At 73.3% G+C, this 11,957-nt stretch carries 9 protein-coding genes; 6 read left to right on the top strand and 3 right to left on the bottom strand.

Going from position 1 to position 11,957, the window contains the following annotated elements:
• Positions 1 to 112 precede the first annotated feature (112 nt).
• Positions 113 to 814: a DUF6215 domain-containing protein gene (locus ACFYX4_RS03530; RefSeq protein WP_389325096.1), complete on the top strand. Its 702-nt coding sequence runs from the start codon at positions 113 to 115 to the stop codon at positions 812 to 814.
• A 140-nt stretch (positions 815 to 954) separates the two neighbouring features.
• Here ACFYX4_RS03530 and ACFYX4_RS03525 read toward each other — a convergent pair whose 3' ends face one another.
• On the bottom strand, positions 955 to 2,481 hold the full coding sequence (locus ACFYX4_RS03525) for an MFS transporter (RefSeq protein WP_389325093.1): 1,527 nt from the start codon (positions 2,479 to 2,481) through the stop codon (positions 955 to 957).
• A 152-nt stretch (positions 2,482 to 2,633) separates the two neighbouring features.
• Between ACFYX4_RS03525 and ACFYX4_RS03520 the strand changes: the two genes are divergently transcribed.
• Positions 2,634 to 3,428, top strand: coding sequence for a TetR/AcrR family transcriptional regulator (locus ACFYX4_RS03520; RefSeq protein ID WP_389325090.1), 795 nt, complete (start codon positions 2,634 to 2,636; stop codon positions 3,426 to 3,428).
• A gap of 28 nt (positions 3,429 to 3,456) precedes the next feature.
• Here the strand turns inward: ACFYX4_RS03520 and ACFYX4_RS03515 are convergent, their stop codons facing one another.
• Entirely contained in the window at positions 3,457 to 5,610 is a 2,154-nt protein-coding gene (locus ACFYX4_RS03515) for a molybdopterin oxidoreductase family protein (protein WP_389325087.1), read from the bottom strand.
• A gap of 335 nt (positions 5,611 to 5,945) precedes the next feature.
• Between ACFYX4_RS03515 and ACFYX4_RS03510 the strand changes: the two genes are divergently transcribed.
• The 3 genes from ACFYX4_RS03510 to ACFYX4_RS03500 are packed head-to-tail and all read left to right on the top strand — an operon-like array spanning position 5,946 to position 9,568.
• On the top strand, positions 5,946 to 7,514 hold the full coding sequence (locus tag ACFYX4_RS03510) for an amino acid adenylation domain-containing protein (RefSeq protein WP_389325084.1): 1,569 nt from the start codon (positions 5,946 to 5,948) through the stop codon (positions 7,512 to 7,514).
• Complete coding sequence (locus tag ACFYX4_RS03505; protein ID WP_389325081.1) at positions 7,511 to 8,773, top strand: hypothetical protein; 1,263 nt, start codon at positions 7,511 to 7,513, stop codon at positions 8,771 to 8,773. The genes ACFYX4_RS03510 and ACFYX4_RS03505 overlap by 4 nt, the downstream gene beginning before the upstream one ends.
• Before the next feature lie 27 nt (positions 8,774 to 8,800).
• Positions 8,801 to 9,568, top strand: a complete 768-nt coding sequence (locus tag ACFYX4_RS03500; RefSeq protein ID WP_389325078.1) for an enoyl-CoA hydratase-related protein — start codon at positions 8,801 to 8,803, stop codon at positions 9,566 to 9,568.
• Positions 9,569 to 10,109: 541 nt separating this feature from the next.
• Here ACFYX4_RS03500 and ACFYX4_RS03495 read toward each other — a convergent pair.
• A complete protein-coding gene (locus ACFYX4_RS03495; protein ID WP_389325075.1) occupies positions 10,110 to 10,799 on the bottom strand; it encodes a vancomycin high temperature exclusion protein in 690 nt (229 codons plus the stop codon).
• A gap of 229 nt (positions 10,800 to 11,028) precedes the next feature.
• Between ACFYX4_RS03495 and ACFYX4_RS03490 the strand changes: the two genes are divergently transcribed.
• Complete coding sequence (locus ACFYX4_RS03490) at positions 11,029 to 11,949, top strand: sirohydrochlorin chelatase (RefSeq protein WP_389325072.1); 921 nt, start codon at positions 11,029 to 11,031, stop codon at positions 11,947 to 11,949.
• The last annotated feature ends 8 nt before the right edge of the window (positions 11,950 to 11,957 follow it).

Genomic DNA, 11,957 nt, shown 5'->3' with positions numbered 1-11,957 from the left:
ACCCGTTAGGCTCCCCCGGCGCGCGCGATCGACGCGCGCCGGGGGAGCGGGCGTGACCGGCAACGACCAGGGGGTACCGGCGGTAATGGCGGACGTTTCGGAGAGACCCGCGGTGTCCGGGAGGCCACCGAACGCGTGGGGCCAGGCCATCGCGGCGTTCGTGGTGGTGGGGGCGCTGGGCGGCGGGCTGTGGGCGCTTCAGAAGTCGTCCGGGGAGAGCGGCCCGACCGCGCTCACCTGCTCGAAGTCCGATCCCACCCCGTCCGCGTCCGCCACCGGGGGCAAGAAGACCGCGAAGACCGTTGATTACCTCTCCGGATACGAGCTCTGCACCGCGCTGAACCGCCCCGACCTGCCGACGCTGCTCGGCACGCCCGGGGAGGAGGCGAAGTCGCTCGGGAGCGCCGACGACGGCTTCTCCCTCGGCGGCGGCGACGCGCCGAGCCCCAAGGCGGACGTCCGGCTGAGCACGTACACCGTGCAGCTCTCGGCGGCGTACGACGACGAGCCGGTCACCGGGCTGGCCGGCCTGCTGGGCGCCACCGCCCAGGAGCGGACCGTCCTCGGCCGCCCGGCGGTCCTCTATTCGACCGGGACCATGGGCTTCAGCTTCGGCGGCGACGGCGACAAGGCCGAGAGCGTCCCCAGCCACCCGGCCCGCAGCCTGGTGATCGCGCGGGACCCGAAGGACGGCGGCGGCTCCTACGAGATCGCCGTCTGGCGTCAGGACTCCGTACCGCCCGACGACGCGACGCTGCTGCGCGTCGCGGAAACGGTTCTGCCCACGATCCCGGGGTGGACGCCCGCTCTCTGACGGCGCACGCCTCCCGCCTCTGACGGCTCACGCCTCTTACCGCTCACCCACGCCAGAAGGCCGGCCCCCTCTCGGGGAGCCGGCCTTCTGTGTTCAGGAAGGGAGTCGAAGCTGAGCGGGGCGGGGCGGGAGCGAGGCCGTCAGCCGACCAGCTCGGCGTCCTTCGGCGCGCTCTGCGGCTGCTCGCCCGCCGGGGCCGCCTGCCCCTGCTCGTCGCGCTTGTCGCGCATCACCAGCGTCGCCAGGATCGCCGCCGCCAGCACGCCCACCGCGCTGACCGTGAACGTCGTCGCCATCGAGGAGGTGAAGGCCTCCCGGGCCGCCTGCGCCAGGCTCGCGTCCTCACCCGCCACCGCCAGGGCGCCGGCGATGGACTGGCGGGCCTGCTCGGGGGCGTCGGCCGGCATCTCGGCCCGGTAGCCGTTGGTGAGCAGGGAGCCGAGGATCGCGATGCCGAGGGCGGTGCCGGCCTGCTGGATGGTGTCGTTCAGGGCCGAGCCGACGCCCGCCTTGTCCTCGGGGATGGTGCCCATCAGGGCGGCGACCGCCGCCGGCATGGCCAGACCGGCGCCGAGGCCGAGCAGGCCCAGGCCCACCGCCGGGACCGTGAAGCCGCTGTCCGCCGTCACCGTCGTGAGCAGGGCGAAGGAGGCCGCCATCACCAGCATGCCGGCGAGGATCACGAAGCGGTTGCCGATCTTCGCGGCGAGCTTGACGCCGACGCCGTTGCCGAGGAGCGCGGCGACGGCGAGGGGCAGGAAGGCGAGGCCGGCCTTGATGGCGGAGTAGCCGAGGACGAACTGGAGGTACTGGGTGAGGACGAGCAGCAGACCGCCGTTGCCGATCTGCACCAGGGCCAGCGAGATCGAACCGCCGCTGAAGTTGCGCTGCTTGAACAGGACCAGCGGGACCATCGGCGACTTCGTGACGTTCTCCCAGATCACGAAGCCCACCAGGGAGACGACGGCCACCGCGAGGGTGATGACGCCGCGGCCGTCGAACGCGCCGTGCTGCGGAATCTCGATGATCCACCAGACCAGCGCGGTCATGCCGGCCGCGGACAGCAGCGCGCCCAGCGGGTCCGCCTTCTGGTACGGCGCCTTCGACTCCGGCATGAGGGTGACGCCGGCGACCAGGGCCAGGGCGACGACCGGGACGTTGATCAGGAAGATCGACTGCCAGGAGAAGTGGTCGATCAGGACGCCGCCGAGCACCGGGCTGCCGACCAGGCCGAGCATCGACACCGAGCCCCACGCCGCCATCGCCTTGCCGCGCTCGTCCTCGTCGAAGACCGTGATGAGGATGGAGAGCGTGGACGGCATGATCAGCGCTCCGCCGACGCCCATCGCGACCCGGGAGACGATGACCTCGCCCGGTGTGGTGCAGAGGGTCGCCGCCAGTGAGGCGGCTCCGAAGAGCAGCAGCCCTATCAGCATCACCTTGCGGCGTCCGAACCGGTCGCCGAGGCTGCCGGAGGTCAGCAGCAGGCCCGCGAAGACCAGGATGTAGGAGTCCAGGATCCACTGGGTGTCCTGGGCGCTCGCCCCCAGCTCCTCGGTCATGGACGGCACCGCGACCGTCAGCGCCATGCTGTCGACGATCAGCACCAGCGTGCTCAGGCACAGCACGACGAGGATCCACCAGCGGCGTGGATTGCGGGTTTCCATGAGTCTTCCCTTCGCTCCCTGACCGGCGTTGCGAACGCCGTTCCTTCGTTGCGAACACTGTACGCAGACCGGAACGGTGTGCGCAACCCTTGAACTATGTACGCTGGATGCGAACGATGTACGCAACGAGACGAGCGCGAGGAGTCGACGCCATGGCGGCCAAGGCGAACGAGAAGACGAACGAGAAGTCGAACGAAAAGGTGAGCGGGAAGGCGAGTGGGAAGGCGAGCGGGAAGACGAACCCCATCCCGTCCGTATGGGCGCGGCAGCGCCGCGAGCCCGACCAGCCCGCGCTGAGCCGGGACGCGATCGTGCGGGAGGCGATCGCGATGCTGGACTCCGACGGTGTGGAGGCCCTGAGCATGCGCAAACTGGGCGCCCGTCTGAACGCCGGCGCGACCTCCCTCTACCGGCACGTCGCCACCAAGGACGAGCTGATGGAGCTGGCCGTGGACGCGGTCGCCGCCGAGATCCACGTACCGCCGGCCGGGTCGGACTGGCGTGCCGCGGTCACCGGGGCGGCGTCCTCCTTCCGGGCCACCGCCCTGCGCCACCCCTGGCTGTCCACGGTCCTCGGCCAGGCGGGCCTGGCCTACCTGGGCCCCAACCTCATGGCCTACTCCGAGCGCCTCGCCGCCCTGTTCACCGACGCGGGGTTCCCCGAGCCGAACGGCGCGATCGACACGGTCCTGTCGTACGTCATCGGCATGAGCACCACCGAGGGCGCCTGGCTGATCACGGTGGCCCGCTCCGGGGAGACCGAGGCCGGGTTCATCGCCCGCCTCATGCCCGCCGCCCAGGAGGCCGCGGCCGGCCACGACCACCTCGCCGCGTCCTACGCCGACACCGCCCCCGCCATCGCCGACCCGGCCGCCCTGCGCGACGCGAAGTTCGCCTACGGCCTGGAGGTCGTCCTCGACGGGCTCGCGCTGCGGCTGCCGCGTTGACGGAGGCGACCGGACACGGCGGACAGCGCTACGACTTCACGGCCCCCAGAGACTTCACGGCCCCCGGAGGCTTCACGGCCGCCGGAGGCTTCACGGCCTCCACCCGCACCGCGCACACCTTGAACTCCGGCATCCGCGAGGTCGGGTCCAGCGCCGGGTTGGTGAGGGTGTTGGCGCGGCCCTCGCCCGGCCAGTGGAAGGGCATGAAGACGGTGTCGGGGCGGATGCCGGCGGTGATCCGGGCCGGCGCGACCGCCCGGCCCCGCCGTGAGACGACGGCGACCTGGTCGCCCTCGGCCGCCCCGAGCCGTGCCGCCAGCCGGGGGTGCAGCTCGACGAAGGGGCCGGGCGCGGCGGCGTTCAGCTCGTCCACGCGCCGGGTCTGGGCCCCGGACTGGTACTGCGCCACGACCCGTCCCGTGGTCAGCAGCACCGGGTACTCGGCGTCGGTCTCCTCCGCCGACGCCCGGTGCGACACGGGCACGAACCGTGCCCGCCCGTCGGGAGTGGCGAACCGGTCGAGGAAGAGACGGGGCGTGCCGGGGTGCGTCGGCGGGGTCTCGGGGTCGGCGTCGGCGTCCGCCGGGCACGGCCAGAACACGCCGTTCTCCCGCGCCAGTCGCCGGTAGGTGATCCCGGAGTAGTCCGCGGCACCGCCCGCGCTGGCCCGGCGCAGTTCCTCGAAGACCTCCTCGGGGTCGGTCGGGAAGCCCTTCTCCACCCCGAGCCGCGCCGCCAGTTCGTGCATGACCTCCAGGTCGCTGCGCACGCCCTCCGGCGGGGTGATCGCCTGCCGTCGCAGCAGCACCCTGCCCTCCAGGTTGGTCGTGGTGCCGGTCTCCTCCGCCCACTGCGTGACGGGCAGGACCACGTCGGCGAGGGCGGCCGTCTCCGACAGCACGACGTCGCAGACGGCGAGGAAGTCGAGCGACTTCAGCCGCTCCTCGACGTGCGCCGCGCGCGGTGCGGACACCACCGGGTTCGACCCCATCAGCAGCAGTGACCGCACGTCCCGCCCCAGCGCGTCCAGGAGTTCGTACGCGCTGCGTCCGGGACCGGGCAGCGAGGACGGGTCCACGCCCCACACCTCGGCCACGTGCCGCCGCGCCGCCGGATCGTCCAGTTTGCGATAGCCGGGCAACTGGTCGGCCTTCTGGCCGTGTTCGCGCCCGCCCTGCCCGTTGCCCTGCCCGGTCAGACAGCCGTACCCGGACAGCGGGCGGCCCGCGCGCCCGGTGGCCAGGCACAGGTTGATCCACGCGCCGACCGTGTCGGTGCCCTTGGCCTGCTGCTCGGGCCCGCGGGCGGTCAGCACCATCGCCGCCTCCGGCTCGCAGAACATCCGCACGGTCTCGCGGAGTTGGGGAACGGACACCCCCGTGATCCGTTCCACGTACTCCGGCCAGTGGGCCATCGCGGCGGCCCGCGCGTCCTCCCAGCCGGCCGTCCGCTCACGGACGTACTCCTCGTCGACCCGCCCCTCGGCGACGACCAGGTGCAACAGCCCGAGCGCCAGCGCGAGATCGGTCCCCGGCCGGGGCATCAGATGCAGGTCGGCCTGCTCGGCGGTCTTCGTGCGGCGCGGGTCGACGACGATCAACGTGCCGCCGTTCTCGCGCAGTTCGTTGAAGAACCGCAGCGACGGCGGCATGGTCTCGGCGGGATTGGACCCGACGAGGATCACGCACCCCGTCCTCGGGACGTCCTCCAGCGGGAACGGCAGCCCCCGGTCCAGGCCGAAGGCCTTGATGCCCCCGGCCGCCGCGGACGACATGCAGAAACGCCCGTTGTAGTCGATCTGCGAGGTGCCGAGCGCGACCCGGGCGAACTTGCCGAGCGTGTAGGCCTTCTCGTTCGTCAGCCCGCCCCCGCCGAACACCCCGAGCGCGTCGGGTCCGTGCTCGGTGCGGATCCTGCCCAGCTCGCCCGCGATCCGGTCGAGCGCCTCGTCCCAGCCGGCCGGCACCAGCCTGCCGCCGGAACGCACCAGCGGGGTGGTCAGCCGCACCCGGGACGACAGCACCGCCGGCGCCGTACGGCCCTTGCCGCACAGCGCTCCCCGGTTCACCGGGAAGTCGGCGCGCTCGATCACCTCGACGCCCCCCGTGGGCAGGGGCGACAGGGCCATCCCGCACTGCAAGGCGCAGTACGGGCAGTGGGTGGGCGTCGAGGTGGTCTCCATACGCCTCAGCGTGCTTCCGCCGTGTTACGCGCCGTGCGGCGTCCTGTTACGGCGGTGTGGTGGTGCCCTCCCTGACACCGTTCGTCCGGCGTGAGGCGTGGAGCGGCCCACCTGTGGGTCGCCGCCGGACAGGTCACGAGTTGCCTCTGGTGCGAAAGACGACACAAGTGGCTCATTTCGTCGCGAAATTGGCCGGTAGCGTCTAGTTGAGAGTTGAATCGACGCCACTACAGTCGTTCGGCGCCAGACACTCGCACGGCTTTCGAAAACCCGGGCATGCCGCCGTCCCCCGGCCATGTCACCGACTCTCGAAGCAGCCTGGAGGTCTCCGACCCATGCCTCTGCGCCATCTCACCCCCCACGACCGGCGGCTCTTCCGCCGCTACGGCCACGGCCCGACCGTGCCCGTCCCGGACCCGCTGGTCCACCGCGCCGTCGAACGGCACGCCAGGGCCATGCCGCACGCCGTCGCCGCCGAGCACCAGGGCGAGATCCTCACCTACGGCGAACTCGACCGGCGGGCCGACGCCCTCGCCGCCCGGCTCGCCCGCGAGGGCGTCCGCCCCGGCGACCACGTCGGGCTCTTCGTCCGCCGCTCCCTGCCGATGCTGGTCGGCCTGCTCGGCGTCCTCAAGGCCGGCGCCGCCTACGTCCCCCAGGACATCGGCCTGGCGCCCGCCACCCAGCTCGCCCACGTCGTCCGCACCGCGGCCACCCGGATCGTCCTCACCCAGGCCGAGTACGCCCTCCGGGTGCCGAGGGGCCCGCGCGTGATCGCCCTCGACGAGCCGCTGCCGGACGGACCCGACGGACATCACGGACCGGACGGACCTCCCGGACCTCACGGACCGTACCGACCGCTTCCGGTTCAGGCCCCCGCGCCGGACGACGGCTGCTACGTCCTGTTCACCTCCGGCACCACCGGCCGCCCCAACGGCGTGAAGGTCACCCACCGCAACGTCGCCAACATCCTGCTCACCGAGCCGGGCGCGCTCGGCGTCCGCCCCGGCGACAGGGTGGCCCAACTCCTCAACATCGCCTTCGACATGGCGGCCTGGGAGATCCTCGGCTGCCTCACCCACGGCGGCACGCTGATCGTCCGCGGCAAGGACATCGCCGCCGCCGCGCGCACGGCCACCGTCCTCATCGCCACCCCGACGGTCCTGTCCGGCATCGACCCGGCGGCCTGCCCCCGGGTGCGCGCGGTGGCCGTCGCCGGGGAGCCCTGCCCGCACCCGCTCGCGGACGCCTGGGCGCGCCGGACCGCCTTCCACAACTGCTGCGGCCCGACGGAGACGACCATCGTCAACACGATGAGCCGGCACACCCCGTCCGACCCGCTCCTGACGATCGGCCGCCCCACCCCCAACAACACGGTCTACGTCCTCGACGCCGACCGCCGGCCCCTGCCCATCGGCGAGACCGGCGAGATGTGGGCGGGCGGCGACTGCGTCTCGGCCGGCTATCTCGACGACGACGCGCTCAACGCCGAGCGCTACGCCCCCGACCCCTTCCTCGGCGGCGACCGCCGGATGTTCCGCACCCGCGACCTCGGCCGCTGGACCCCCGACGGCCGGCTGGAGCACCTCGGCCGCACCGACGACCAGGTCAAGGTGCGCGGTTTCCGCGTCGAACTCGACTCCGTCTCCGCCGTGCTGGAGCGCGTGCCCGGCTGCGTCCGCGCGGTGACGCTCAAACGCGACGACCGCAGCCTCGTCTCCTTCGTCTGCCCGGCCGACGTCGACCCCGACACGGCCCGCCGCGCGGTCGCCGAGGCGCTGCCCTACTACTGCGTGCCCGAGGATGTCATGTCCATGCCATTCCTGCCGGAGACCGACCGAGGCAAGATCGACAAGCAGTCGCTGCTGCGGCTGGCCCGGGAGCGCACGGCGGTGGCCCGATGACCACCACCCCCGACCGGATGCAGACCGTCACCCTCCCGCCGCCCACCTCCGCGGTGCGACGTCTGCTGAAGCATCCCCGCCTGATGCACTACAACCGCCTGGCGGCCCTGGTCCTCCTCGCCAATGCGGCCTTCGCGTGGGCCGCCTGGCCCCTCTCCGACCCCGCCCTCGCCCACGCGGCCCTCGCCGACCTCGCGCTCGCCGTCCTCGTCCGCCAGCAGTACGTCGTCAACCTGCTCTTCCGGCTGGCGACCTCGGCCCCCACGACGTGGCCGCTGCGGCTGCGCTGGACGCTCGGCAAGGTCTACCACTTCGGCGGACTGCACGTCGGCGGGGCGCTCGCCGGGACGGTCTGGTTCCTGGCCCTGACGATCAGGTCGAGCGCCGACGGCTCCCTCGCGCCCGCGGACTACGTGGGCTGGGCCCTGGTCGCCCTCCTCGCCGTCATCGTCGCCACCGCCCTGCCGTCCTACCGCGCCCGCCGCCACGACCGCTTCGAGAAGGTCCACCGCTTCGGCGGCTGGAGCGCCCTCGCCCTCTTCTGGGCCCACACCCTGCTCTCCGGCCCCGGCCCGGTGCCGGTGACCGTCCTGGCGGTCGTCACCTTCAGCGTCGCCCTGCCCTGGCTGCGGCTGCGCAAGGTCGACGTCCATGTCGAACGCCCCTCCGCCCATGTGGCGCTGGCCCGCTTCGACCACGGCGAGACTCCCTTCGCCGGCTCCTCGACGGCGATCAGCCGCAGCCCCTTGAAGGAATGGCACTCCTTCGCCAACGTCCCCGAGCCCGGCCGCACCGGTTTCCGGCTCACCGTCTCCCGGGCCGGCGACTGGACGGGCGCGTTCATCGACGACCTGCCGGCCAGGGTCTGGGTGAAGGGCATCACCACCGCCGGGGTCGCCAACATCGAGGTCCTGTTCAAGAAGGTCGTCTACGTGGCGACCGGCAGCGGCATCGGCCCCTGCCTGCCCCACCTCCTGGCCGCCGAAGTCCCCGCCCGCCTGGTCTGGGCGACCCGCGACCCCCGCGCCACCTACGGCGACGCCCTCGTCGACGAGATCCTCGCGGTCCAGCCGGACGCCGTCGTCTGGGACACCTCCCGGCACGGCAAGCCGGACATGGTGCGCCTCGCGTACGCCGCCTACCGGGACTTCGGCGCGGAGGCGGTCATCTGCATCTCCAACAAGAAGCTGACCTGGCAGGTCGTGCACGGCCTGGAACGGCGGGGGATCCCGGCGTACGGCGCGATCTGGGACTCGTAGAACCGCCTCGACCCTAGGGAGACCGACGTGAACCACCTCAAGCTCGAACGCTCCGGTGCCGTTGTCACCGTCCGTCTGCACCGGCCGCACGTCCACAACGCGCTCAGCAGCGCACTGCTCGGCGAACTCCTCGACGCGGTGCGCCCGTTGGAACATGACCCCGCTGTCGGCTGCCTGGTCGTGACCGGCTCCGAGCGGGCCTTCGCGGCCGGCGCCGACATCAGGGAGATGGCGGGGAAGTCGGCCGTCGAGATGGCGGCGGAGGACTACTTCGCCGCCTGGGAGGAGTTCGCCGACCTGCGCGTCCCGAAGATCGCGGCGGTCAACGGCCTCGCGCTGGGCGGCGGTTGCGAACTGGCGATGATGTGCGACCTGGTGATCGCGGGGGAGTCCGCGGTCTTCGGCCAGCCGGAGATCAAGCTCGGCGTGATCCCCGGCATCGGCGGCACCCAGCGCCTGACCCGGCTCATCGGCCGCGCCAGGGCGATGGACCTGATCCTCACCGGCCGCACGATGAGCGCCCGGGAGGCGGGAGAGTACGGCCTGGTCTCCCGGGTCGTCCCGGACGACCGGGTCCTGCCGGAGGCGCTCGCGGCGGCCGAGACGATCGCCTCGTACGGCCGCACGGCGGTCCGCGCCGCCCGCGAGTGCGTCGACCGCGCCCTGGAGACCGGCCTGCGCGACGGCCTCCGCTACGAACGCCGCGTCTTCCACGCCCTGTTCGCCACCGAGGACCAGAAGGAGGGCATGACCGCGTTCCTGGAGAAACGCCCCCCGAACTTCCGGGGCCGGTGACGAACACCGAACGAAAGGAAACGGACGCCGGCCGACAGGGTACGGACGGCGGCGAACGGGCGGCGGCCGAAGCGAACGAACGGCGGCCGAAGGAATCGGGCGGCGGCCGAAGGGAACGGACGGCGGACAGCTGAAGCGGGAGCGGCCCCACCGCCGCTCCCGCCCCGCCGCCCGTTCCCGTCCGGCCAGGCCAGGCCAGGGCTCGTCCCGTCCGTTCGGCCAGGCCGCGCCGGTCAGGTCCCGTCCCTGTCCGGTCAGGCCAGGCACCGTCCGGTCAGGGCCCGCCCCGTCTGGCCAGGCCTCGTCCGGCCGGTCCCGCCCCGCCCCGCCCCGCCAGGCCAGGCCAGGCCCGGCCCCGCCAGGCCAGGCCTCGTCCCGCCCCGTTCGGCCAGGCCAGGCACCGCCCCGCCGTGCAGCGCCCGCCAGGTCCCGCCCCGTTCGGCCAGGCCAGGGCTCGTCCCGTCCGGTCAGGCCCCGCCCCGCCTGGTCAGGTCCCGTCCCTCCAAGCCCCGCCCGCCGCGCAGCGCCCCGCCCCGCCCGGCTACCCGGCCGACGCCAACGCCCGTTCCACCCCCGGTTCTTCCGGTCCGAGGAACCGGGGGTCCGGTTCGAAGACCGCGTCCAGTGCCGCCTTGCCCGCTGCGAAGAGCTCGCGGGCGCCGCCGTAGTACCAGGTGACGTTGTGCCACTCGGGCACGCCGACGCCGTACGCGTCCACGCCCGCCGCCCGGCACAGGGCGATCGCACGGCGGATGTGGAAGTCCTGGCTGACGAGGACCGCCCGGTCCACGCCGAAGATCTTCTTGGCGCGCACGCAGGAGTCCCAGGTGTCGAACCCGGCGTAATCGCTGACGACGCGGGCGTCCGGGACGCCGTGCCTCGTCAGATACGTCCGCATCGCGTCGGGCTCGTCGTAGTCCTCGCGGCTGTTGTCGCCCGTGACCAGCACCACCTTCACCCGGCCCGCCCGGTACAGCTCGGCCGCCGCGTCCAGCCGGTGCGCCAGATACGGCGACGGCTCCCCGCCCCACAGGCCCGCGCCGAACACCACCGCGACCTCGGCGTGCGGCGCGTCGGCCGTCGTCCGCAGCCGGTCGCCCGTCGACACGTGCAGCCAGGTCGCCGGCAGCAGCCCGAGCACGCATCCGGCCATCACCGCCTGCACCAGCCGCCGCCGACCCGCACGCGTGCGCGGCAGCCGGAGCCGGAACCCCCGTACCTTCATCCCCATCCCCACCCGTCCCCCCGAATCCTCGCCGGCGTCCCCGCGTCCCCGCGTCCCCACATCCCGCTTCCGACCTGGAAAGACGCGCCGCACCGCCGTCCGGTTCACTCCCGCCCGCCGCACAGCCGCCCCGCCCCCGCCCCTCACAGCGCCCCCGCCCCCGCCGTGAACCCCCGGAAAATACTCGTGACGGTCACGCAACGGGGGTGCAACCTCCCCCCGTCACGATCGGTGCATGACGGCGTCGCCCCCTCAGTACGACGAGTCCGACCAGCGCCCCGGCAGCCCGCTGCCCGGTGGCGTCCACCTCGACAGTACGGCGCACATGATGAACCGGATCAGCTCCCAGCTCGCCAGTCAGCTCAGCTTCGTCCGGCTCGACGGCCGCCGTCGCCCGGGGCCGCCCGCGCTCGTGGTGGTCGCGCACGGCAGCCGTGACCCACGCGCCCTGAGCACCGTCCGCGCGCTCCTCGACCGCGTCCGCGCGCTGCGGCCCGGCCTGCCCGTGCACCTCGGGCACATCGAGCTCAACGAGCCCCTGCTGAGCGACACGCTCGCGCACCTCGACACCGCCGGCACGTCCGACGCCGTCCTCGTCCCCCTGCTGCTCAGCCGCGGCTACCACGTCAAGCGGGACATCCCCGAGACGGCCGCGGCGGCCCGCGTACGCACGCGTGTGGCTGCGCCGCTCGGCCCGCACCCCCTCCTCGTGGACGCCCTGCACGCCCGGCTGACCGAGGCCGGCTGGCGCGACCCGCGGACCGAGGACGAGCGCCGCACGAGCGCGGTGGTCCTCGCGGCGGCCGGCTCCCGGGACCCCGACTCGGCCGTCGACACCGGCCGCACCGCCCGACTGCTCTCCGCCCGCCTCGGCGTCCCGGTCGTCCCCGCCTACGCCACCACCTCGGCCCCGACCGTGCCCGAGGCGATCCAGGCGCTGACCGCCCGGGGCCGCCACCGCGTGGCCGTCGCCTCCTGCTTCACCGCCCCCGGCCGCTTCGCCACGGAGTCCGCGGCGGCCGCCCCCTGGCTGGTCTCGGCCCCCCTGGGCACCCACGAGTCGATGGCCCACCTGATCCTGCACCGCTACGACCGGGCGCGCGCGACCTCGCCGGTGCCGACCCCGCAGCCTTCGATTGTCACCGCGTGCGCTTAGTGTTCAAG

Source organism: Streptomyces sp. NPDC002328 (assembly GCF_042890065.1).
GTDB lineage: Bacteria > Actinomycetota > Actinomycetes > Streptomycetales > Streptomycetaceae > Streptomyces.
This window is presented reverse-complemented; position numbering and strand designations above follow the sequence as displayed.